We start from the raw sequence: 22,839 nt of genomic DNA on the forward strand, positions 1-22,839 counted from the left end.
CGCCGGGCACCGCATCTTTCCTCCATGCAACGTCCAATTGATGTCGACCTGCCGCACAAACTTGGCCGCGAAGAAGCGCGGCGGAGGATCGCAGGCAATTTCCACAAGCTTCGCGACCATATTCCGGGCGGCGCCAGCCACATCGACGAGCAATGGAGCGGGGATCGGCTGAACCTCACCGTCCATGCGATGGGCCAGGCGGTGGAGGCGGTGATCGATGTGGAAGACACCAAGGTCCATTGCCGGATCCAGTTGCCAGGGATGCTTGCCTTTTTCGCAGCGCCGATCGAGGCGATGCTGAAGGCAAAAGGCGGCGACTTGCTGCTGGAGGACAACAGCAAGCGCTAATCGTCGTGCCAGCGCAGGCTGGCATCCATGCACCTATTTATTCTCCGAGTGCTGCATTGACATGGACCCCAGCCTTCGCTGGGGTGACGCCAAATAGCGATCGGAGCATGCGCATGCGGCATTTCGCAATTGTGGGTTCGGGACCGGCGGGCTTCTACACCGCCGAAGCGCTAGTGAAGGCCTATGGCGACCAGGCCCGGATCGACATCATCGACCGCTATCCCGTTCCCTATGGCCTAATTCGCTTTGGCGTTGCTCCCGATCACCAATCGCTGAAGGCCGTGTCGAAGCGTTATGATCAGGTCGCGGAAAGCGAGCAGGTTCAATTCGTCGGCAATGTCAGCGTAGGTAGCGACGTTTCCGCCGACGACCTCAGGGCCCTTTATGACGCGGTGATCCTGGCGATTGGCGCGCCGCATGACCGTAAGCTTGGAATTCCGGGAGAAGAGTTGGAGGGCGTGGTCGGTTCGGCTGAGTTCGTCGGCTGGTACAATGGCCATCCTGATTTCGCGGACCTCGCCCCGCCGCTGGACGGAAGCCATGTCGCCGTAATCGGCAACGGGAATGTCGCCCTGGACTGCGCTCGGGTCCTTTCGAAGAACCACCATGAGTTCGAAGGGTCGGACATTGTCGGTCATGCGCTGGAGGCGCTCGATCGATCGGCGGTGGAGACCGTCACCATCCTCGGCCGGCGCGGCCCGCACCAGATTTCGATGACCCCGAAGGAATTGGGAGAGCTGGGACATTTGGAAGCCGCGACACCAGTGGTCGATCCCGCCGATTTCCCGCCACAGGAGGCCGACGAAGCACTTGAGCCCGGGCATCGAAAGTCGATTACAATCCTGCGCGAGTTCGGCGCCTCCGGCCCGGACGCATCCAAGTCCAAGCGGATCGTCTTCGATTTCTTCGCCAAGCCGGTCAGGATTGAAGGCGACGGGAAGGCCGAGCGGCTGATCGTCGAGCGGACTGTGCTCGATGAGACGGGCGCTGCCAAGGGCACCGGAGAGCTTTACGAAGTTCCGGCCAGCCTGATCGTGACTTCCATCGGCTACCAGACCCCGCGCATCGATGGCGTTCCCTATGACGAGCGCGGCGGGAAATTCGCCAACGACCATGGCAAGATCGATGATGGGTTGTACGCGGTCGGCTGGGCCCGGCGCGGACCGACGGGGACGATCGGGACGAACCGGCCGGACGGCTATGAGGTTGCCGAGCAGGTTGCGGCCGTGATGGCACCAGGATCGGACGGCGGAAAGTCGGGCGGCGCAGGCCTGAAAAGCCTATTGGCGGAGCGCGGCGTCGAACCGACCAGCTTCGACGACTGGCGCAAGATCGAGGCGGCCGAAGTCGCGGCAGCGCGCCCTGGAAGTCCCCGCGAGAAGTTCGTTCGCCACACCGACTGGCTAAAAATTCTCGGGCGCTGAGCGCTGCCCTTGCGCAATGCCAAGCCGCCCGCTAGGAGGCCGCTCGCCCTGCACCGGACCTTTGGGTCCGGGAGCCCGGTCGGGGAGTAGCTCAGCCTGGTAGAGCACTGTCTTCGGGAGGCAGGGGCCGGAGGTTCGAATCCTCTCTCCCCGACCATTACGATTTCCAGGACCATGTGGGGCATGGTCCGAAATCGTAATTTCAATTCCCGCTGTCCGGGGGACAGCGGAAATTGAAAGATCATCCAGCGTCAAATTTACGCCTCAACCTCGTCAGCAACCTCCTGCGTCACCTCGTCAAGCGTCTGCAGCAGGATATTGGCCGCCGGTTCGCTCGACGCCGGATTTTGACCGGTAATAAGCAGGCCGTCGCGGACCGCATAAGGCTGGAAGTCGCCAACCTTGGTGAAGTTGGCGCCAAGCTCGGTCAGCTTGTCCTCAAGCAGGAACGGAACAACGTCGGTCAGCCCGACGGCCGCCTCCTCGCTGTTGGTAAAGCCAGTGACCTTCTTGCCCTGGACCAGCGGCGAGCCGTCCTCGGCCGTTACATCCTTCAGAACCGCGGGGGCATGGCAAACCAGCGCTGCCGGCTTCCCTGCGCGGATGATATGTTCGATGATCGAGCGCGACTTGGTGCTTTCGGCTAGGTCCCAAAGCGGACCGTGGCCGCCTGGATAGAAGACGGCGTCAAAGTCGGCAGGTTCAATCTCATCGAGCCTTGTGGTGGAAGCCAGGGCGGCCTGGGCCTCGGTGTCGGCCTTGAACCGTTTCGTTGCTTCAGTCTGGAAATCCGGAGAGTCACTTTTGGGATCGAGTGGTGGCTGGCCGCCCTTTGGACTAGCCAAGGTTGTCGTATGGCCTGCATCCTTCAGCACATAATAGGGCGCTGCAAACTCCTCGAGCCAGAAACCAGTCTTCTCGCCCGTGTCGCCGAGCTGGTCATGGCTGGTGAGGACCATCAAAATGTTCATGGCGATCTCCTTGGCCGCCCCCCGGTCCGAGAATTTGCATAGGCCGATCCGGTTACGTTTTCGAGGCCGAAGCGCGGCCTAGCCGAGCGCGCGCGAGTCGACAGCCAACTGGCTGAATATCGACCGCAGGCGGGGCGCAGCAAAGTCGAGGAATGCGCGAACCTTGGGGACCGAGGCGCGGCCTTGCGGGGTCAGCAAATGGATTGGCAACGCGGGGAACTCGGCATTGCCGAGGACGACTTTCAGCTGACCAGCCTTCACCGCCTCCGCCACATGATAAGAATAGAGCCGGGTCAGCCCATGCCCTTCGAGTGCCGAGGCCAATGCTGCCCGGACCGACGTGACCATCAAACGCGGAGTGAAATTCACGCTACGCGGGACAGTTGAGCGCGGGCCGGGGGCAAAGCTCCAGCTGTCGAGGCCGAAATTGCTGAAGGCGATGATGCGGTGCTGCGCGAGATCGGATGGCTGCTCGATCGGGGAATGAGCGGCAAGATAATCGGGCGAGGCCACCACTACACGGCGCACATCGGTTCCTATGCGCGTCGCGATCAACGACGAGTCCGGCAGCTGCGCAACACGCATGGCGACATCGACGCCTTCCTCGACCAGGTTGACCGCCCGATCGAGCAACAGCAGCCGCGCCGACACCAGCGGATAAGCATCGAGAAACTCGTCCACGATCGGCCGCAGTATATCTTCTCCGCTGATCGGCGGCGCCGAGAAGGTCAGCACTCCTCGCGGAGCCGATTCTTCTCCAACCGCGAGGATCTCGGCTTCCTCAAGTTCCGTAAGGATGCGGCGGCAGGCCGCGGCATAGCGCTCACCCGCTTCGCTCAGCCGGAGCGATCGCGTCGTGCGGTGGAGCAGCTCGACGCCGACATGCGCTTCGAGGAATGCGATTGCCCGGCTGACGGCTGCAGGCGAGCGGCTCAGTAGCCTGCCCGCGCCTGCGAGACTGCCCTTGTCCAGCGTGGCGACGAACACCTTCATCGCTTCGATGCGGTCCATTTCCACAGAATAGCGATTATTGCGAAAATCGGAAGAGTGACCGTCGAACGACGAATATTCTCTCGATTGTTGAACAGGCCCAAATAGCCGGCAGCGGCGCAATCAGGCGCCAGACATTAGTAAATTGGAGCTGTTCAAATGAGTGATTCACGCAAAGTCGCCGTCGTAACCGGCGCTTCCCAGGGCATCGGCGCAGGCTTGGTCGAGGCCTATCTGGCAAAAGGCTATCGGGTCGTCGCCACCTCGCGCTCGATCAAGCCGAATGGCAATCCCGACGTGCTCGTCGTTCCAGGCGACATCGGCGATCCGGCAACCGGCCCTCGGGTGATCGAAGAAGCGTTGAAGACGTTCGGCCGCATCGATACGCTGGTCAACAATGCCGGCATCTTCATCGCCAGCCCGTTCACCGCCTACACCGCCGAGCAATATGGCGACATGCTTTCGACCAATATCGACGGCTTCTTCCACATCACGCAGGCGGCGGTCGACGCGATGGAAAAGCAGGGCTTTGGCCATGTCGTCAGCATCACGACGACGCTGGTCGACCAGCCGAAGTCCAAGGTGCCGTCGGTGCTCGCTTCACTGACCAAGGGTGGCATCGCCGCCGCCACCAAAAGCCTCGCGGTCGAATATGCCGGACGCGGGATCCGCGTGAATGCCGTGTCGCCCGGCATCATCGAGACGCCGATGCACTCGCCGGAAATTCATGAATTCCTTGCCGGACTCCATCCTGTCGGCCGGATCGGCGACGTTGCGGACGTCGTGAACGCGGTGCTTTACCTCGACGACGCCAATTTCGTCACCGGCGAGATCCTCCATGTCGATGGCGGCCAGATCGCCGGAAGCTGAGGCCTAGATGTTAAGGGAGAAGCATCATGCCAATGGTAACCGTTCAGGTGACCCGCGAGGGAACCAAGCCGGGCGTCGATCATGTCACGGCCGAAGAAAAGGCGGCGATCTACAAGGGCATTAGCCAGGTCCTGTTTGATGTCCTGGGAAAGCCGCCCGAATGGACCTGGGTTGTGTTCGAGGAAGTCGAGCTGGAAAATTGGGGCTGGGGCGGGATGCCCGTCGCCGACTATCGGAAACATGTGGCCGGCAAAGGCTAGTAGTTCTACTCAAACAAGGCATGGCCGGCGCTCGTCGCCGGCCATTTCGCATAAGTGCACTGCATTGCCCTTCATCGCACCGAAGCCTAGTTAGCCCCCATGACCGGACAATCCGACGAGGTCCAGGTGCATCGCCGATTTCGCGGACCGCCGGCCTCGGGCAATGGCGGCTATGTCGCGGGGCTCGTCGCCGAGTGGGTCGACGGACCCGCCGACGTCCGCTTGCTGGCGCCGATCCCGCTTGAAGTCACCCTGCATCGGCGACGCGAAGACGCCGAGGTGATGCTGTACGACACGGCCACCAACTTTGTCGTCGCGAGGCCGCTCGACGCGCCGCTCGACGTCGATCCGCCGTCCCGGCCCACCGAAGACGAACTGGAAGCCGCGGCCCTGAATTTCCCGGGACCGTCCGGCCATCCGATCCCCGGCTGTTTCGTGTGCGGGACGGAAAGGAGCGCCGGCGACGGCCTCTGCATCTATCCTGGTGAAAGCCCCCACCGCGACGTGGCGATTGCGGAATGGATTCCGGATGAGGATCTGGCCGACGAGCATGGCCATGTCGCCGAGCGTTACATCTGGTCGGCGCTGGATTGTCCCAGCTACTTTGGTCTGTGCGAACCTCGGCCGCTGGCATTGCTTGCCCGTTTGTCAGCCTCGATCGAGCGCCCGGTGGCGCCGGGAGAGCGTTTGACCGTCACCGGCTGGGAGATTTCGCGCGAGGGCCGCAAGCACCACAGCGCGACCGTCATTCACGATCAGGCCGGTGAAATTGTCGCAGTTGCCCGGGCGCTGTGGATCGAAGTGGACAGGGTCCCGACTTAGGTCGCGAAGCTCGGATCCAGGCGGTAGGCCTTACGCTTCAATGCAGGCCAGGCCAGCATGTTTGCCACGAGGGTCAGGCCCGCCGCACCCTGCTGCCCCGCGATCTCGGCTGCGCCCTGCGGCGGATTGCTGGCCTTGTCGCCCGCTGAGAGCGCCATGATTTGAGCCTGGCACGCACGCTCGAGGAAATAGAGCTTCACGAAACATTCGCCGACGTTGCTGCCGACGGCCATCGTGCCATGGTTGCGAAGCAGCATGGCGTCCTTGTCACCCAGGTCGGCGACAATCCGCTCGCGCTCGTCGAGGTCGACCGCAATCCCTTCATAGTCGTGGAACGCAAGGTCTCCGCGGATGATCATCGCCGTCTGGGTGAGGGGCAACAGCCCATCCTCGTGAGCGCTGACGGCCTGTCCCGCAGGCGTATGGAGGTGCATCACCGCATGGGCATCCTCGCGCGCCATGTGGACCGCGGAATGGATGGTGAAGCCGGCGGGATTGGTGATGAACGGGGTCGGCTCGACGGGATTGCCGTGGACATCTACCTTCACCAGCGAGCTGGCCGTCACTTCCTCGAACATCAGCTGGTACGGGTTCAGCAGGAAATGATGCTCGGGCCCGGGGATCCGGGCCGACAGGTGGGTGAAGATCAGGTCGTCCCAGCCATAATAGGCGACCAGCCGGTAGGCAGCGGCCAGATCGACGCGGATCGCCCATTCCTCCTCGCTGACCTTGTCCTTCATGCTTGGGATTTGGATTTGGGAAAGCGCTTCGACGCCTTCCATTCCGCGGGTCATCGTGTCGACGCGGTTCATCTCATTGCTCCTGTCGGTCGGGGTGTGCGGCAGCGAAGGCCGCATGAGCGCTGGCCGTTTCATCGGCCCTGCGCAAAGTGGGATAGTCGGTGATCGGCACGGAGAAGCGCCGCGCATTGTAAAGCTGCGGCACCAGGCAGACGTCGGCGATCGTGGGTGAGTCCCCGAACAGGAAGGCGCCGGCACGGGGGCGGGCCATTTCCTCCAGCGCGGCGAGTCCTTCGGCAACCCAGTGGCGATACCATTCGTCCTTGGCCTCTTCCGAGACGCCTAGGTCGTTCTTTAGATATTTGAGCACCCGCAAATTATTGAGCGGGTGGATGTCGCAAGCCACGGCGAGCGCGAGCGCGCGCACATGGGCGCCATCCGAGGGGTCGCGCGGCATCAGCGGCGGATCGGGATAGACCTGGTCCAGATAGACCATGATCGACAGGCTCTGGGTCAGCCGGTGTCCGTCGATTTCGAGCATCGGCACCAGGCCTTGCGGGTTCAGCGCCTTGTAGGCGGGGTCGTTCTGCGCGCCCTGGACCAAACTGACCGGCCGCTGCTCATAGTCGATGCCCTTGAGGTTTAATGCGATCCGCACCCGGTAGGACGCCGAGGACCGAAAGTAATCGTAGAGGACCGCACGAGCCATGGGACGAAGCCTGCGCCCGTCAGGCGGCCTTCGTCAATTGCCCATAAACGGAGCGATGACCTCAGGGGGAACCCGTAGAGGCCGTCCGCTGGCCTTGTCGATGATCGCCCATTGGGTGACGGCCCGGACCCGGACCTTTCCGTCCTCGCCGACGAATTCCATGTGACGGTCGAAGCGGGCACCCTTGGGCGCTTCGCCGACCCATGTCCGGCCGGTCAGGACCTCGCCTTCAAACGCGGCGCGGAGATAGTCGATCTCATGCCGCACCACGACCCAGATATAATCGTCCTGATGCTGCGGATCGGCGATGCTGTACCAGTGGGCCAGCGCAACCTCCTGGATCCACTGCACCCATACCGCATTGTTGACGTGACCGAGCTCGTCGATGGCCTCGGACGGGGCAATGATGCGGTGCTCGAAGACTGGGCGGGCCATGAGCCCGTCCTAGCAGGGCCGCTTTCCACTGGACAAGTGAGTTGGCGATCTAATACAGTAAAGCAATGAGCTTGTTGCTGATATCCGCGGCACTGGCCGCGTCAGGACCCCCGATGCCTGAAGGTCCCGCGCTGCGCGCGTCGATCGAGGCACGGGATGCGGAGCTGTTTGAACTCTTCTTCCAGGGCTGCGACCCGGCAAGGCTTCGGCCGATGCTGGCCGACGACATCGAATTCTATCACGACAAGGGCGGGCTGGTGTTCCGCAATGCGGAAGAAATGGTCGCCGATTATGCGAAAAACTGCGCCGAACGGGCCAAGCCTGATAGCTGGCGCTCACGGCGCGAACTGGTGGCGGCCAGCCTGATCGTCGATCCCGTGCCGCGCTATGGAGCGATGGAGGCCGGCGAACACCTCTTCTACGAACGGAAGGGCGATGGGCCGGAGAAGCTGGCCGGAAGAGCGAGCTTCGCCGTGGTCTGGGTGTGGAGCGAGGGAAGCTGGAAGCTCTCGCGCGTGCTGAGCTACGATCACAAGCCTGCCGAACAATAAGTCCGACCGGCGCGTTTAGGCGCCATGCCTTCAACCGTCATCAAGCGTTTCGACTATTGGCCGGACAGCCAGGAGCTGGTGATCCTGTTCACGACAGGAAGGCGCTATCTCTATTCGGAAGTGTCCGAGGAGGCAGTCGGGGAATTCCGCGCGGCCTTCTCGAAAGGTGTTCATTTCAATCGCTACATTCGGGATCGCTATCCCTGCACGGAGCTTGGCGAGCCCGCGCCTAGCACCAGCTAATCTTGAATCCGGTATAGCGGTGGGCAAGCCCCTCATCGATCAATTTGGCGCCGATTGAATCGCCGTTGCGACGAAGGACCATCATGTAGCGGCCGTTCCGGTCTTCGCGCTGGAGCCGGTGCGCGATCATGTGGAACTGCCCCTGATTGAGAAGCTCGAGAAGCCGCGCCGCCGAACGGCGCCCAAGCTCGGCTTCGGCCGGACACAGCGGCTTCCCGATCTCCGGAGCGTCGATTCCGGTGATGCGGATGGTCCGGTCGCCCAGCCGGAAAGTGTCGCCATCGATGACGCACGCCGGGTCGGCGCCGCCCGAGCAGGCCGTAAACCTGGCGGTCACCACTTCAGTCGCGCCCAATGGGCCGATCGGTCCGATCAGCTTCGGATCGAGCAACCCGCCCAGCAGGAGCAAGCCGGGGACGACGAGCAGCGCCAGCTTAATATCTCGTCGCTGGGGCTTGAACGACGGAGTTCGCCGAGTCGGCTTGAAGCGTTTGGTGGCCATTAAACCAGAGTTAAGCGCACAGTTGCCCGGCGCGCTAGCCCACCGGCAGGCCAGTCCCGTTATGAGCCGCCTTCTTCCTCTTCGAAGAGGATGGCGACATCGGCATTCGCGGACAGCCTGACCTGATCGCCTTCGACCTCCGCGACCAGTCCCCTGGAGACGAAGTGATGATGGCCCGCATGCTCGCCGGTACCGCTGTCCGCCTTGGTCAGCTTGATCCGGTCGCCCTCGATGCGATCGACCGTGCCCAGATGCACGCCATCGGCACCAATCACTTCCATATGTTCACGGATATCCTCAAAGCCGCTCATCGCTTTCTCCTTTCGTGACAAGGCCGCAACGAACCGTCGGGGCTGCGGTTGCAGGCGGACTCGATAATTATGCCAGCGCTGTTTCACATGGAAGACACGCCGTATGACTGTCCCAAGCGGCGCGGTCGCGGTGGAACCGGGGGCGGCAAGCTTCGTTCGTTTCGGTAACGAAAATGGAGTTCAGGGAGTAAAACATGGCTGACGAACATGATACCAACGACCGGGTGACCATCGTCGAGACCGACGGCGGCGGCGGAAGCGGCGGCGTACTGGCCGTGGTCCTCCTGGTGATTGTCGTCCTGGTGCTGCTGTTCCTGTTCCGCGACCAACTCGGATTTGGCGGCGATACCGACATCAACATCCCGGACAAGGTTGAGGTGAACGTCAACTGACGTCTTAATTGCTTGTCTTTGAAGAGACGCGTAACGACCCCCTCGCTTCACGGTGAAGTCGAGGGGGTTTGCGTGCCTGTGGCGAACGCGACGAACGAGATCCGATATCTGACCGGGTTCGGCGGTCATTTCGAAACCGAGGCGGTGCCAGGCGCATTGCCCAAGGGCCGCAACAGTCCGCAGCGGCCGGCCTTCGGCCTCTATGCCGAGCAATTGTCCGGCAGCGCATTCACAGCGCCAAGGCATGAGAACCGGCGCAGCTGGCTCTATCGGATGCGGCCTACCGCCGATCATCGGCCCTTCAAGCCATATAGTGGCGGGCCAGCTCTGATCGCCGGAGCAGCGGAGGGGCCGATCGCGCCCAATCGCCTGCGTTGGGACCCGCCGTCCGACCTGCCGGAAGGCACGGATTTCGTCGACGGCCTTGTGACCATGCTGGTCAATCGCGATCCTTCCGAACTCACGGGCGTTTCGGTCCACTTGTATCGCGCGAACCGGTCGATGACTGGCCGGGTGTTCATCGATGCCGACGGCGAGCTACTGATCATTCCGCAGTCGGGAACGCTTCGGATCTTCACCGAAATGGGCCGGTTGGAAGTGGCCGCGGGATGGATTGCGCTGATCCCGAGGGGCGTTCGCTTCCGCGTCGAGATTGACGGCGAAGCGCGCGGCTATGTGGCTGAGAACCAGGGCGCGACCTTCCGCCTGCCGGAGCTTGGGCCGATCGGCTCCAACGGCCTCGCTAATGGCCGCGATTTCGAGACGCCTGTCGCTGCCTTTGAGGATGTCGACGCTCCGTGCGAGGTCATCCAGAAATATCAGGGTGCGTTGTGGTCGACGACGCTCGACCATAGCCCGCTGGATGTCGTTGCCTGGCACGGCAACCTCGCTCCGTGCCGCTACGAGCTCGCGCGCTTCAATACGATCGGAACGGTAAGCTTCGACCACCCCGATCCGTCGATTTTCACCGTTCTCACCAGTCCGAGCGAAACGCCGGGACGGGCCAATGCCGATTTCGTGATTTTCCCGCCGCGCTGGATGGTTGGTGAGGATACGTTCCGGCCACCATGGTTCCACCGTAACGTGATGAGCGAGGCGATGGGGCTTATCCACGGCGAATATGACGCGAAGGCGGAAGGCTTCCAGCCGGGCGGCCTCAGCCTCCACAATCTGATGAGTGGGCACGGGCCCGACGTCGAAAGCTGGAAGGGTGCGAGCGCCGCCGAGCTGAAGCCCGTCAAGATAGAAGGGACGATGGCCTTCATGGTCGAGAGTTGCTGGCCATATCGGCCAACCCAATTTGCGCTGGAACGGGCGCAGCAGGATTATGACCTGGCATGGGCCGATTTCCCGAAGGCGCAGCTTCCGAAATGACCTCGACGATCGACGAAACCCACAATCCGGACCTGCAAAGCTGGGTCGGCAGCGCGAACGGGCATATCGACTTTCCGATCCAGAACCTTCCGCTCGGCGTCTTCTCGGTAGGCTCGAAGGGTCCGCATATCGGCGTCGCGATCGGCGATTCGGTTCTGGACCTTCATGGCGTCGCCAATGCCGGGCTGCTGGATAGCCATTGGACGCTGGCGCTCAGCCTTGGATGCCTGAACGCCTGGTTTGCCCACGGTCCGGACGACAGCGCCAGCTTGCGCCGCCGCTTGTCGGAGCTCCTGTCGCAGGAAAGCAATCGCGCCAAGGTCGAGCCGCATCTCGTGGGCAGGGAGCGGGTGACCATGCACCTTCCCTGCACGATCGGCGACTACACCGACTTTTATGTCGGCATTCATCATGCGACCAATGTCGGGAAGCAGTTCCGCCCGGACAATCCGCTGCTTCCCAACTATAAATATGTGCCGATCGGCTATCACGGACGCGCCAGTTCGGTCCGCGTTTCAGGACACCAGGTGGTCCGCCCGAAGGGGCAGCGCAAGCCGCCGGACGCCGACGTGCCCGATTACGGGCCAAGCCGGCGGCTCGATTATGAGCTGGAGCTTGGAATCTTCATCGGGCGGGGCAACGAACTTGGAAGCCCAATCCCGATTGGCGACGCAGGAGGCCATATCGCGGGATATTGCCTGCTTAACGACTGGTCCGCGCGAGACCTTCAGGCGTGGGAATATCAGCCGCTCGGCCCCTTCCTGGCCAAGAACTTCCTGACCAGCATTTCGCCTTGGGTCGTCTCGCCCGAAGCGCTTGCGCCGTTCCGCCGGGCGATGCCGCTGCGGCCGGAAGGAGACCCCGATCCGCTGCCCTATCTTTGGGACGAGTGCGACCAGCAGGCCGGCGGCCTTGGCATTGGCCTTGAAGTAAGCCTGCAGACCTCCGCGATGCGGGACGCCGGGATGGCGCCTCACCAGCTGAGCAAGGGCGAAGCTGCCGCCGCCATGTACTGGTCGGCGGCACAGATCGTCGCACACCATTCGTCCAACGGCTGCAATCTCCAGCCCGGCGACCTGATCGGGACCGGCACGCTGTCCACCAGCTCTAGAGATGGTCTGGGTTCGCTCCTGGAAATCAGCCAGGGCGGAAAGGCGCCGATCGAGCTGCCAAGCGGAGAGCAGCGCAGCTTTCTCGAAGACGGGGATGAATTGATCTTGGCGGCCCGCTGCGAGGCGGAGGGGGCCGTAACGATCGGCTTCGGAAGCTGCACCGGCAAGGTGGTGCCGGCCAACTGATCAGGAACATAGGTCGTCACTTTTTCGTTGTGCGGGCGGAGAAGGGAGAACCCATATGTTTGCCCGCTCAACCCGGAAAACCAGTACATTGGTCGCGTTCGCGCTGGTGGCGTCCGCTAGTGGCGGTGCGTCCACTGCCGTTGCCCAGCAGGAAGGACAAATCGTCGTCCGTGGTGTCGCCCAAGGCACCAAAATGGTCCTTGTGAACTATCGCGACCTGAACCTGAATTTCGAAGCTCATCGCGATGTTCTTTATGGGCGGGTCGGCGACGCGGTGCGGGAGGTTTGCAACTTTGACCAGGTAAGGGGGCCCGGAACCGACTATCGGGAATGTACCTCCAGGTCATGGACCGGCGTCATGCCGCAGATGTATCGGGCCTTCACCCAGCATTATCAGAGGGCGCAAGTTCGCCGTTAACCGGCGAGCGGATAACCAGAGTCGCGCGCGAATTTCTGCCACGTTTCCGGCCTGATCTCGAAAAATCGCGTTCGAAATATGAACGCCAGATGTCTCCGTTCGGCCATTGGTCGATGCTCCCCGGCGCTTCGACGCGACGAACGGCTCTTGCCGAAATCGAACCGTCATCCGGTCGAAGTCGCCGTGCAAACTACCAATATTAGAGGCATCTCCCGGTCACCTCTTCGTGACTGAAGATGAAAGGGAGAATTGAGATGCTTAGCCGTGTTGCGCGGATTTCCGCAGCCGTTTTGTCAGGGGTCACGGCATCTCTTCTGGTAACTGCTGCCACTGCACAGGCGGCACAAGAACGGCCGGTCGTCGTCTATGCCGATCGCCATGTGAACATTGAACGCGTACCCTATGGCGACCTTAATCTGGCCGCGTCGGCCGATCGGAAATCGCTGTATAGCCGCGTAGGAAGTGCGGTTCGCAACGTCTGCAATTTCGATTCAAGGGGCATTTCCGCCGATTATCGGACTTGCGCGTCACTTTCATGGGCGGACGCTCGCCCGCAGATCAACAAGGCGCTCGCGCAGGCCGACCAGATGGCCGCGCTTGGCCAGCCGGCCTTTGCGGCGGGCGCCATCACGATTAGCGCGCGTCTCCGCTAATCTGACCGCCTGAGCCTGAACGCGCGGTGCCTGTCCGAGGCGCCGCGCGTTTTCGCATCCGGCACCGGCAATTTAAGTTTGTGAAAGCCGGTGAGTTTCGATTGCCGCATAATCAGGAAATCCCGCTCCTTCCCGGCGTCCCGAACGGGGAGGGGAGAGAGGGGTCACGCGGCCAAACCCCCAAAATTGGACAGCTCTTGGCCGCGTGGCCTTTCTCACTGGAACTTGGGCGCGCCTCCTAGGCAGCGCCACGTTCGATATTGCGCTTCAGCGCGTCCGTCCCCTGCTGGACCAGCGGAAGCATCTGCTCGGCGAATTCATCCGGAAGGAAGTCCGCGATCCAGACGAATCGGCATCGCGCTTCACCCTCGGGTATCAATTGCATCGAGGCATTGTGATGCGTCATCGGTGTCCCGCTTATGACGGAATAGGCAAGGCGCCGCCGCTCATCGTTGATGTCGATAACGCGTTCGCGAACGACCATCCCGTTCGCGAAGGTTACGGTGCGGATGTCGCCATCGAGCCGTCCGTCAATCAGGACGTCAGCAAATAGCCGGTGAGCAAGGCTCACCTGCCGCAATGCCGACCAGGCACGATCCGCGCCTACATTGATGATCGTCTCATGCAGAAGGGAGGCCATGCTCGACTCCGCGGAAAGAGGAATCTCCGGAAGAGCTTATCATTCGCCCGGTTTCAGTCTTCCGAGATTTGCCGCCCCTGCCGGTAGGGCAAGGGTGGCCAGTGGCCGCTGGATAGGCCGAGCAGGTGAACAATGTGAGGTGGTGCCGCTTAGGTGACTCGAACACCTGACCCCATCATTACGAAGGCAGGGGAAGCGTTTCGCAAAAAGCTAATAATTCAAGGACTTGGCATTACCATTCGGTGCGTCCCTTTGGCTTACCCAGCGACGACCCAAACGCGCCAAGTTTGCACGAAATCGCTTTGCCTAGCGAAAGTGCTTTGGGCCTATCGCCGGCCGGAATCTGACCCCGTGCGGACCCACAAGCTCTTGTGTCCGCTTTCGAGCCATTCCGGTCATTAGCGGCGGTGCGGCAGCTGCATGTGGAAGGTCGCACCACATCCATCGCCTGGCGAGACCCACAGTCGCCCACCATGCTCCTCGATGATGGTCCGGGAGAGCGATAGGCCCAAGCCAGTCCCGGTAGCTTTGGTCGTGAAAAACGGTTCAAAGATCTGCGCCATTCTATCCGGTGAAATGCCGGCGCCGGTATCGCTCACATCGAGCTGCACATTCTGTTCATCCAGCAGGACGGACCGGATGGCGATGTTCCGCGGTCGCCTGCGTGTCTGGACCATGGATTCGATCGCATTGGTGAGCAAGTTGATGAGGACCCGCTGAATCTGAACTCTGTTAGCCAGAATTGGCGGCAAGCTATCATCCAGCGAAAGTTTCAGGGAGACTTTCCGGGCAGCAAGCTCCCTGTCCATTAGCGATGCGGTTTCACGGGCCAGATCATTCAGGCTGATTTCACTCCGCGTTCCCTCCTCTGTAACGAAAGTGGCCCGGACACTCTTGATGACATCGAACGTCCGCTCGCTGGAATCGGCAGCTTCATGCAACGATCGGATTGCCATTTTGGTGTCCGGCTCTGAGCGATTGAGCCAGCTCAGCGCGGTGGAAACGCTGAGCTTTGCTGCGACAAGCGGTTGCGCCACCTCATGGGCTATCGCTGCCGCAACGGCGTCCATCGAAATCAGTCGCGCGTCGCGCTCTCGATCCCGCGCCGCTGTCGACAAGGCAAGCCGCGCGTAAAGCCGATTGGACTCGGTAATCAGGGCCAGCATCACGATGAGGTTCGATACGAGCGTGAGAACCAGGAAGACGTAGGCGCCAAGGCTGAACCGTGATTGCAGCGGGAGGTTCAGCAGCGACTGCGCCAGCCATGCGGACAGCGCGACCAGCAGCCACAGGTCTAGAACGGACCGCTCCTGCCGAAGCAGCATGACCATCGCCGCGACCGTCCATGCAATCACCACGACGTTCACGGTGATCAGCGTGGACTGAATGACCTGGTTCTGATCGATGAAGAAGGACGGCAGCAGGTCGTGCCCAAGCGTTGCGAGCAACGTGACGAAGATCACGAGCGCGAATGAAATCAGCAGGCCTTGGACAATTCTTGCAGGAGGCCGTTCCGCCAGCGACCGGTCGGTCGCATCTGCCCGCTTGAGCCAGCCATAGAAGAAGACGGCAATCGGCACCGAGAGCCGCCATGCTACAGCGATCCAGCCTGTGGTGTTGACCTTGGCGCCAAGCAATCCGGCAGCGGAAAAGGCGCCGGGAAAGGTGAGCGCCCACGGGATGAGGAGCAACCCGCTGATGACATAGCCCGAAGCCAACACGGTCAGGGCGCGCGATCGAAAAACGACGGCCTGAGCGTAAAGGATGGCGGCACTAATCAAGTCGCAAACGAGCATTCCGGCGTCGAGCGCGGGGATGAGTCCAGGGATCGCACCAACGTAGATATTATGTACCGGCGTAGCGACTATGAGGGTGATGAACACCAGGGCAACAATCGCCAGCCCGATCCGGATTTCTTGCCGGACCGGTGCAGTGTCGAACAACCCCAGCGTTTCCTGCGCCACTGACCTCCCCTTTGGGTTCCGAGCCTACCTATTGTCGCGCTGCAACCTAATCAAATCACGCCAACGATTTGACGGATAGCGGACAACATAACTTGCAGCCAATGTCCGCTTTCCACCCAATGCGGTCATTAGCGGTTGAGAGAATGCGGCGGTCAAAACGGCGTTCGAATCAAGATAAGAATCGACGGTTGCAGGGCTTCCTGTTCGGGGCCGGCTTTGGGATGGTCTTCACCGCGATCTTTTTCTTGCGACACTAGGGTCAGAAGCGTCTGCCGGCAAATGGCCGAACAGTGGCTTCGTTTATCACGACAGGTAGGCAATTCGCAGGATTCGAGCATTGGCAGGCAGAAAGACAGGCGTCGGACCGAATACTCGGATGGATCCTACTGGTTAGCGCTCCGTTCGGTGGGCGTTGCGACTGCGCTGATATGAGTAGAACCCCCAATCATCCCGGCCGCTTCGGTCAAATGAGCATCGGTTAACGCGCAGATCGATAATATGCGGCATGGCTCATCTCCAATGGCGATATAGGCGTGTCCCATCTCGCTATCGAAATAGACTGAATCGCCCTTCTCCAGGCGCACCGGCGTGTACATATCGAGATGCAATTCGAGGGTTCCTTCGAGCACATAGACAAACTCCTCGCCCGCGTGCCGCATGAGTTCGTCATACTCTTCGATGCTCTTAGCAAAGACCTCTCCGACAATCGGAGTAATTCTCTTGTTCAGCAGTTCCGATGCCAGATAGAGAGAATTGCCCTTGGGATTTTCGATCGACTGGCCATCTCCCGCACGGGCGACGCTACGGCGCGTCGCACTTTGGATTTTCGGCCCCTCTTTTGCTGTCGGGGAAATTAGCTCAGTCAAGTCGACGCTAAGGCCGTCGCTGATGCGTAAGAGTTTCTCGAGAGTCAGCGCCACCTTGCCATTTTCGATCTTCGACAAGGTCGAGACATTCATACCGGTCAAGTAACTGACATCTGCCAGGGTTAGGCCACGCTTTGCTCGCAAAGCCTTCAACGCCGCACCGGGGCGCGCTTGGACTTTACCTTTGTGGTCATCGCTAGCCATCAAATCTCCTATGACGCGAAACTAGTGTGCGCTGGTTGTCGGACCAAGGGTTTTCAATTTCAAAGAAAGTTTTTCCCTAGGGCGAGTTCTTGCTCGCTGGGCAAGCCCAACCTTTCAGGACTCATTTTTGAAACGTCGATCCCCAAATCGTGCAAGTCGTAGCCATCCGCTTTCCAGCTCGGGGATTCACTCAAAATCTGGCCGGCCGCGATCCTGCTCAAGGCCGGTGCGGTCTGAATCCCATAACCTCCAAGTGCAGCAAACCAGAAAAAGCTCGGTTGCAGGCGATCGAAACCAATCACCGGCGACCTATCCTGGACGAATGACCTTAGGCCGGCCCATTTGCTAGCAATCCGCCTGACTTGAAGGGTTGTGGCCTGCTCCAGCCGATCAACAGCTATGGCAATGTCGAGTTCGTCGGCTTGCGCGTCACATGGGTCCGTGAGGGTTTCATCGGCAGGCGAGAGTAGCAACATTCCGGCATCCGGCTTCAGATAAAAATCCTCTTCCACGTTCACCAACATCGGCCAGTCGGCAGTATTGAGTCCGGTGGGTGCTTCGATCAAACAAGCCGTGCGTTTGAGCGGCTGGAGGCCGATATCCGTCGCCCCGGCGAGTAACCCAATTTCCCCCGCCCAGGCACCTGATGCGTTGACAATGATCTGTGCGCGGACTTCGGTATCCGCCATCCTTATCCGCCAGCCCTGCGTATCTCGCTCTAGTCCGATGACCGGTGATGACATTGCGGCAATTCCGCCTCTCTGGCGGAAAAGGCGCAGATATCCCTGCTGAAGTTCATTGACATCTATATCCGCGGGACTGGTGGTCAGCGCCGCTCCAATCAGGACCTCCGGCCTGAGAATCGGACAAAGCGCCAATGCTTCTTTCAACGATTGGAGTTCGACGTGACCGGCCTCTTTTGCAACCGCCACAAATTGATCAAACGCGCATTCTTGACCTTGGCGTGCGGTTAAAAGAACCCGCCGGGGCGTCACCAAAGGGGCCGTCGCGAAGCCCAGCGGAGGTTTGTAAAAGAACTCGCGGCTCGCCCGTGTGAGTGCGCGGACCAACTCATTGCCATACGCCTCCGAAAACACGGCAGCGGACCGGCCGGTCGAATGGTAGCCGGGATGGTCTTCCATCTCGAACAGCTGAACTTTCCTGTGTGCGGCTAGATGCGCGGCGATCGATGAGCCAGCAATACCGGCGCCGATAACGGCAATGTCCGGTTGGAATGTCATCAAGTTTCCACCGCGGTGGACCCGCAAGTATAAGGGCCATTCGGAATTGGCGTCCATATTGCAGGAGTATCGCTCCCGATTGGCAGACGCTGTTGGTCCACGAGATCAACAGAATTTCGATGGAGCAGCGGTGCAATGGAGCGATAGCTCGGCGGATTGGTGAATTGTGACACGTTGACTCGACAGCCCTCCGGAAAAAGCTTGTTCCTCGGGTGCGGGAAAATTTCAACAAAAATTGCTGGTTTAGAAAACTAATTGCGCGAAACGATATTCTAGTTAGATTTCTGCGGGTGATTAATTGGAAGAGATTGATGAAGCGCACTCAAGCAGATTTCTCGACGGCACTGGCCATTCTATTGACGTTCATTGCCGGTGCGCCGCCCGCGGTCGCGCAGGACATTCCGAGCCGCACGGCCGATGCCGCTCCCGCGGCTCCGATTGCCCCCGAGAAGATCGACGACACCGTCGCGAGGGCGATGAAGGCGTTCAACGTTCCTGGCATGGCGGTAGCGATCGTCAAGGACGGCAAGCAACTCTTTGCCAAGGGGTATGGCGTCCGCCAAGCGGGGGCGGCCGGCCGCGTCGACGCAGAGACGATCTTCCAAATCGGTTCCAACACCAAGGCGGTCACCACTGCTGCTCTGGCTATTCTCGTGGACGAGGGGAAACTGCGTTGGGATGACAAGGTCATCGACCATCTCCCGCAATTCAGGATGTATGATCCCTACGTCACGCGCGAGTTTACCGTCCGCGACCTTCTGACCCACCGCAGTGGCCTCGGCAAGGGTGCCGGGGATCTCATGTTCTTTCCTGCCACCGACATGAGCCGCGACGAGGTCATCCATGGTCTACGGTATCTTAAGCCGGTTTCGAGTTTCCGCGAGAAATTCGACTACGACAACCTGCTCTACCTGGTGGCAGGCCAGCTCATTCCAGCAGTGACCGGGCAATCATGGGAAGATTTCGTGACCAAGCGCGTGTTTGCGCCACTCCAGATGACCGGATGCTCGGCTAGGTACGATCTCATCACGGACCGAAGCAATGTTGCTTCGCCGCATGTCGTGATTGACGGACAGGTCCAACCCATTCCCGTGGTGGACATGCGGGTGATCGGTCCGGCAGGTACAATCAACTGCAGCATTGCGGACATGTCCAAATGGCTCGCGGCTCAACTTGCTGGCGGCCTGGCGCCAAGCGGCCAACAGCTTTTCAGTGCCAAACGCGGCGAGGAAATGTGGGATGTTGTGACGCCGACGCCGCTCAGCCCGATCCTTGCGGGCATGTATAATACGCATTTTTCCGGTTATGGCCTTGGCTGGGCCCTTAGCGATGCGCATGGATTCCGGCGCATCCATCACACTGGCGGCGTCCTCGGCACCGTGACGTGGGTCAGTATGATCCCCGAACTCAATCTAGGCGTGCTGGTCTTTACCAATCAGCAGAACGAAGCAGCAATGGAAGCGGTGGGCGGCCAGATCCTGGATGCCTATTTGGGCGCAAAACCGAAGGATTGGGTTGCAATTGCCCAGGCCATGATGGCCCAACGCGCGGCGAGTGCTGCGAAAGTCGAGGCCGCGGCAGCAACAGTAGCGGCGAAAGCTGCACCGCCCTCCCTCCCGCTGGATGCCTATGCCGGAACCTATCATGATGCCTGGCGCGGCGACGCGACGGTCCGGCGCACCGGAAGCCAGCTTGTGCTAAAGTTTAGCCGAACCGCGAGCCTGGAGGGGTCGTTGACGCCTTACAACGGAAACATCTTCATCGTTCGCTGGAATGACCGTAGTCTCGAGGCGGATGCCTTTGTCCGCTTCGAGCAGGGGTTCGACGGCAAAGTGACCGGCATGACCATGCGCGCGGTCTCGCCGGCCACCGACTTCAGTTTCGACTTCCAGGACTTGGACTTCAAAAAGAAGGACTAGCCAGGTCCCGCTCGTCGACAAAGCTCCTGTTTCCCTAGCCGCGTCGACCAAAGCTGTTCGCGCTTCCGGTCAAACCGCTGGACGCATCGGCGGCCATCAAATTTCTTCGATCGAGAGGCCATGCCAGGTCAGGACATCATTGGCCGCATAAAGCGTAGTGAAACTCTTTGCCGCTTGACAAGCAAATTTGTCCAGAACAGAAATAAAAGTCAGTTTTAGAAAAAAAATAGGCCATGGCTCCCGGGGGAGGGGATAGATGATGCGATTGTCACGATTTGGGTTCTTGATGGTGAGCGCCGCAACGTTAACCCTACTGCCTGGTCAGGCCTACGCTCAGACTGCAAGCGCGCCGGCAGAAACCGAGAATGCCGCCAAGCCTGACGATCAGGATGTCGCTCCGCCGGAAGACATCGTGGTGGTGGCAACTAAGCGGCCGGAGGCGGTCAGGGACATCTCAGGCTCGGTAACTGTGCAAACCGGCGAGCAGCTGGAAAAGCTGGGTGCCGACAGCATGGAAGACTATCTTACACGCACACCCGGCGTGGTCTTCAATGCTTCCACTCCCGGCCAAGGCAATGTGACCATTCGAGGCGTTTCCACCACAACCGGGTCAGAGGCTGGGCAGGCAACCACTGGTATCTTCATCAACGAAGTTCCGTTGACGGACCCTGCCTTTTCGCTTGGCACGCCTGACATCGATACTTTCGACGTCGACAATGTTGCGATTCTCCGCGGTCCTCAGGGCACATTGTTCGGTTCATCCTCGCTGGGCGGGGCCGTCAATTACCAGGCAGCCAAGCCGGATCTCGACCGCTGGGAAGCACATGGCCAGGCAACGCTCCGCGATACGCATGGTGGTGCCATGGGCGGCGCCGGCAAGATCATGCTCAACGCGCCGGTGGTCGACGGCAAACTCGGTATCAGGGGTGTCTTCGTCTATCGCGAGGACGGCGGATTTATTGACAATATCGGCACCGACAAAACCAACGTAAACCAAACAGTCACTAAAGGCGGTCGGATCCTCGTGACTTGGAAGCCTACTGATACCACCGACCTCAACTATCTTTATCTTGAGCAGCATCAAGACACCGACGATGATGGGTATCGGCAGGCCGACCTGGACGGCGGACTTCTGAAAAACACAGCTCTTTCCGAATTCTTCAAGCTCAAAACGCGCATTCATCAGTTGCGTGTCGACCAGGATCTTCCGATTGGAACGCTGACTGCAACTGCCACGCGGCATAAAAAAAGCCGCAGCTTTGCGAGCGACTACAGTGTGGCCCTGAGCCCCGCCCTTTTTGGGCTCGCCCCTATTGCAAATTTTGGCGACGGGACCAGCAAGGGTGACACGTTTGAAATACGGCTGGCTTCGGCCCCGGGGGGCAAATTCGACTACCTAATCGGCGCGATGTACGACGAAACGAAGATGAAGCAGGGACAGGAAATCATTGCCGTCGGCCTTGCTGATTTCCTTGACGTGTTTGGGCCATTCCTCGGACTGGATCCTAACATGGGCCAGCTGCTCGCTCCGAACGACCTGCTGGTCAATGCCCAGTTTCCGGCCAAGGCAAGGGAAGTGGCGCTGTTTGGCGAGGGCTCATATCACTTCAGCGATCAGTGGAAGTTGACGTTGGGTGGTCGCTTGTTCGAACAGCGTTTGACCAATTCATCAGACGCATTCGGTACCTATGTACTGCTCACCGAAGGGACATATACGCTGTCCACCTCGGACACGCGCAAATTTAACGGGTTCAGCCCAAAGGCGTCTGTTACCTGGACGCCTAACGACGATCTGATGGTTTATGCGCTGGCTTCCAAGGGCTACCGGTTCGGTGGCGCCAATCTGATCACGTTCGCGAACGTTCCAAAGTCCTTCGATAGCGATTCCCTTTGGAACTACGAGTTGGGTGCCCGCGCTGATCTATGGGACCGCAAACTGCTGCTCGATCTGACTGGCTTTTATGTTGATTGGACCGACATTCAGCTCAGGCGCCAGGCGTCTGGAGTCAATTTCGTCGATAATGCGGGGGATGCGCGGATCTTCGGCCTCGAAGCGAGTGCAACGTTGCGCCCGACCCGTGGCCTCAATCTTACTAGCAACGTCACCTACCTCGATGCGGAGCTGAGCAAGACGTTCGATCCCGATCCGTCGAATCCGACGGACACCGTTTTCCCGAAGGGAACGCGGCTGCCTGGCGCGGCCAAGTGGCAAATTTCCAATACCATTAGCTATGATTTCGTAGACACGAAGTTTAACCCATCGATCCTGCTTTCGCATCGGTACATATCGAGCTCGCCAAGCCAGCTCGAGGCATCGACCAGCCAAGGCGGCTACAGCCTGTTCGACGCGCGTGTAGGCGTCGACCTGGGCAAAGTTGGTGCCACACTGTTTGCTGAGAACATCAGCGACAAGCGCGGCGTTTCGACCAGTGTAGATAGTCCGCCAGTCCAGGAATATGTTGTCCGTCCCCGGACTGTCGGCGTGACATTCGACGTCAAGATCTAGCTACATGGGGGTCCAGCCCGTCTGGCTGGACCGCCACTCTTAACGTCCGTGAGCTAGCTCAGCTCGGAACCTGACAGAAGGACATCGTACATGCGGCAAACAGACCATGGCGCCCTCAAGCCAAGTGTGCCGGCGAATGGATTGATCGGTAATTCTCTCGCTAGCATGTCCTTCGATCAGGAATTCCG

Annotated in this window: 25 protein-coding genes and 1 tRNA gene; 15 read left to right on the top strand and 11 right to left on the bottom strand. The window is 60.2% G+C overall.

The window, feature by feature from the left end:
- Positions 1-24: 24 nt before the first annotated feature.
- From LZ496_RS09740 to LZ496_RS09750, 3 genes are all read left to right on the top strand, one after another.
- A complete protein-coding gene (locus LZ496_RS09740) occupies positions 25-348 on the top strand; it encodes a polyhydroxyalkanoic acid system family protein (RefSeq protein ID WP_249904433.1) in 324 nt (107 codons plus the stop codon).
- A 113-nt stretch (positions 349-461) separates the two neighbouring features.
- Positions 462-1,772 carry an FAD-dependent oxidoreductase gene (locus LZ496_RS09745; RefSeq protein ID WP_249904434.1) on the top strand — a complete coding sequence of 437 codons (1,311 nt, stop codon included), beginning with the start codon at positions 462-464 and terminating at the stop codon, positions 1,770-1,772.
- An 80-nt stretch (positions 1,773-1,852) separates the two neighbouring features.
- Positions 1,853-1,929, top strand: a tRNA-Pro gene (locus LZ496_RS09750).
- 100 nt (positions 1,930-2,029) lie between these two features.
- Here LZ496_RS09750 and LZ496_RS09755 read toward each other — a convergent pair.
- Together LZ496_RS09755 and LZ496_RS09760 are read right to left on the bottom strand one after the other, a co-directional pair.
- The gene (locus LZ496_RS09755; RefSeq protein WP_249904435.1) at positions 2,030-2,743 is read right to left on the bottom strand and encodes a type 1 glutamine amidotransferase domain-containing protein; all 714 of its coding nucleotides are present in this window, start codon (positions 2,741-2,743) and stop codon (positions 2,030-2,032) included.
- A gap of 78 nt (positions 2,744-2,821) precedes the next feature.
- Positions 2,822-3,754, bottom strand: a complete 933-nt coding sequence (locus LZ496_RS09760; protein ID WP_249904436.1) for a LysR family transcriptional regulator — start codon at positions 3,752-3,754, stop codon at positions 2,822-2,824.
- Between the two features lie 138 nt (positions 3,755-3,892).
- Here LZ496_RS09760 and LZ496_RS09765 point away from each other — a divergent pair, with 138 nt between their 5' ends.
- The 3 genes from LZ496_RS09765 (at position 3,893) to LZ496_RS09775 (ending at position 5,685) form a co-directional block, all read left to right on the top strand.
- Positions 3,893-4,603 (top strand): SDR family NAD(P)-dependent oxidoreductase, encoded by a 711-nt coding sequence (locus tag LZ496_RS09765; RefSeq protein ID WP_249904437.1) that lies wholly within the window; start codon positions 3,893-3,895, stop codon positions 4,601-4,603.
- Positions 4,604-4,629: 26 nt separating this feature from the next.
- A complete protein-coding gene (locus LZ496_RS09770; protein WP_249904438.1) occupies positions 4,630-4,863 on the top strand; it encodes a tautomerase family protein in 234 nt (77 codons plus the stop codon).
- A gap of 99 nt (positions 4,864-4,962) precedes the next feature.
- Entirely contained in the window at positions 4,963-5,685 is a 723-nt protein-coding gene (locus tag LZ496_RS09775; protein ID WP_249904439.1) for a PaaI family thioesterase, read from the top strand.
- Here LZ496_RS09775 and LZ496_RS09780 read toward each other — a convergent pair.
- From LZ496_RS09780 to LZ496_RS09790, 3 genes are all read right to left on the bottom strand, one after another.
- The gene (locus LZ496_RS09780; RefSeq protein WP_249904941.1) at positions 5,682-6,425 is read right to left on the bottom strand and encodes a class II aldolase/adducin family protein; all 744 of its coding nucleotides are present in this window, start codon (positions 6,423-6,425) and stop codon (positions 5,682-5,684) included. The two genes, LZ496_RS09775 and LZ496_RS09780, sit on opposite strands and share 4 nt — an antisense overlap.
- 73 nt (positions 6,426-6,498) lie before the next feature.
- The gene (gene maiA / locus LZ496_RS09785) at positions 6,499-7,134 is read right to left on the bottom strand and encodes a maleylacetoacetate isomerase (protein WP_249904440.1); all 636 of its coding nucleotides are present in this window, start codon (positions 7,132-7,134) and stop codon (positions 6,499-6,501) included.
- Positions 7,135-7,167: 33 nt separating this feature from the next.
- Positions 7,168-7,569: an acyl-CoA thioesterase gene (locus tag LZ496_RS09790; RefSeq protein WP_249904441.1), complete on the bottom strand. Its 402-nt coding sequence runs from the start codon at positions 7,567-7,569 to the stop codon at positions 7,168-7,170.
- A gap of 65 nt (positions 7,570-7,634) precedes the next feature.
- Between LZ496_RS09790 and LZ496_RS09795 the strand changes: the two genes are divergently transcribed.
- Positions 7,635-8,120 (top strand): nuclear transport factor 2 family protein, encoded by a 486-nt coding sequence (locus tag LZ496_RS09795; protein ID WP_249904442.1) that lies wholly within the window; start codon positions 7,635-7,637, stop codon positions 8,118-8,120.
- 24 nt (positions 8,121-8,144) lie between these two features.
- Positions 8,145-8,363, top strand: a complete 219-nt coding sequence (locus tag LZ496_RS09800) for a KTSC domain-containing protein (RefSeq protein ID WP_249904443.1) — start codon at positions 8,145-8,147, stop codon at positions 8,361-8,363.
- Here LZ496_RS09800 and LZ496_RS09805 read toward each other — a convergent pair.
- The gene (locus LZ496_RS09805) at positions 8,350-8,865 is read right to left on the bottom strand and encodes a thermonuclease family protein (protein WP_249904444.1); all 516 of its coding nucleotides are present in this window, start codon (positions 8,863-8,865) and stop codon (positions 8,350-8,352) included. The genes LZ496_RS09800 and LZ496_RS09805 overlap by 14 nt on opposite strands.
- A 59-nt stretch (positions 8,866-8,924) precedes the next feature.
- Positions 8,925-9,176, bottom strand: coding sequence for a DUF2171 domain-containing protein (locus tag LZ496_RS09810; protein WP_249904445.1), 252 nt, complete (start codon positions 9,174-9,176; stop codon positions 8,925-8,927).
- 194 nt (positions 9,177-9,370) lie between these two features.
- Between LZ496_RS09810 and LZ496_RS09815 the strand changes: the two genes are divergently transcribed.
- The 5 genes from LZ496_RS09815 to LZ496_RS09835 all read left to right on the top strand — a co-directional run bounded on the left by LZ496_RS09815 (position 9,371) and on the right by LZ496_RS09835 (position 13,311).
- Positions 9,371-9,568 carry a hypothetical protein gene (locus LZ496_RS09815; RefSeq protein ID WP_249904446.1) on the top strand — a complete coding sequence of 66 codons (198 nt, stop codon included), beginning with the start codon at positions 9,371-9,373 and terminating at the stop codon, positions 9,566-9,568.
- 78 nt (positions 9,569-9,646) lie between these two features.
- Entirely contained in the window at positions 9,647-10,942 is a 1,296-nt protein-coding gene (gene hmgA, locus LZ496_RS09820) for a homogentisate 1,2-dioxygenase (protein ID WP_249904447.1), read from the top strand.
- On the top strand, positions 10,906-12,240 hold the full coding sequence (gene fahA, locus LZ496_RS09825; RefSeq protein WP_436286467.1) for a fumarylacetoacetase: 1,335 nt from the start codon (positions 10,906-10,908) through the stop codon (positions 12,238-12,240). The genes hmgA and fahA overlap by 37 nt, the downstream gene beginning before the upstream one ends.
- Positions 12,241-12,295: 55 nt before the next feature.
- The gene (locus tag LZ496_RS09830; protein ID WP_249904448.1) at positions 12,296-12,658 is read left to right on the top strand and encodes a UrcA family protein; all 363 of its coding nucleotides are present in this window, start codon (positions 12,296-12,298) and stop codon (positions 12,656-12,658) included.
- 254 nt (positions 12,659-12,912) lie between these two features.
- On the top strand, positions 12,913-13,311 hold the full coding sequence (locus tag LZ496_RS09835; protein ID WP_249904449.1) for a UrcA family protein: 399 nt from the start codon (positions 12,913-12,915) through the stop codon (positions 13,309-13,311).
- A 238-nt stretch (positions 13,312-13,549) separates the two neighbouring features.
- Here LZ496_RS09835 and LZ496_RS09840 read toward each other — a convergent pair whose 3' ends face one another.
- The 4 genes from LZ496_RS09840 to LZ496_RS09855 form a co-directional block, all read right to left on the bottom strand.
- Positions 13,550-13,951, bottom strand: coding sequence for an SRPBCC family protein (locus LZ496_RS09840; protein ID WP_249904450.1), 402 nt, complete (start codon positions 13,949-13,951; stop codon positions 13,550-13,552).
- Between the two features lie 398 nt (positions 13,952-14,349).
- On the bottom strand, positions 14,350-15,915 hold the full coding sequence (locus LZ496_RS09845) for a sensor histidine kinase (protein ID WP_249904451.1): 1,566 nt from the start codon (positions 15,913-15,915) through the stop codon (positions 14,350-14,352).
- Positions 15,916-16,298: 383 nt separating this feature from the next.
- Complete coding sequence (locus LZ496_RS09850) at positions 16,299-16,985, bottom strand: helix-turn-helix domain-containing protein (RefSeq protein ID WP_249904452.1); 687 nt, start codon at positions 16,983-16,985, stop codon at positions 16,299-16,301.
- A gap of 59 nt (positions 16,986-17,044) precedes the next feature.
- Entirely contained in the window at positions 17,045-18,226 is a 1,182-nt protein-coding gene (locus LZ496_RS09855) for an NAD(P)/FAD-dependent oxidoreductase (RefSeq protein ID WP_249904453.1), read from the bottom strand.
- Between the two features lie 311 nt (positions 18,227-18,537).
- Here LZ496_RS09855 and LZ496_RS09860 point away from each other — a divergent pair, with 311 nt between their 5' ends.
- Both LZ496_RS09860 and LZ496_RS09865 read left to right on the top strand, forming a co-directional pair.
- Positions 18,538-20,145 carry a serine hydrolase gene (locus LZ496_RS09860; protein ID WP_249904454.1) on the top strand — a complete coding sequence of 536 codons (1,608 nt, stop codon included), beginning with the start codon at positions 18,538-18,540 and terminating at the stop codon, positions 20,143-20,145.
- Positions 20,146-20,401: 256 nt separating this feature from the next.
- Positions 20,402-22,651 carry a TonB-dependent receptor gene (locus LZ496_RS09865; protein ID WP_249904455.1) on the top strand — a complete coding sequence of 750 codons (2,250 nt, stop codon included), beginning with the start codon at positions 20,402-20,404 and terminating at the stop codon, positions 22,649-22,651.
- Positions 22,652-22,839: the final 188 nt, after the last annotated feature.

The organism is Sphingomonas caseinilytica (assembly GCF_023516455.1).
GTDB lineage: Bacteria > Pseudomonadota > Alphaproteobacteria > Sphingomonadales > Sphingomonadaceae > Sphingomicrobium > Sphingomicrobium caseinilyticum.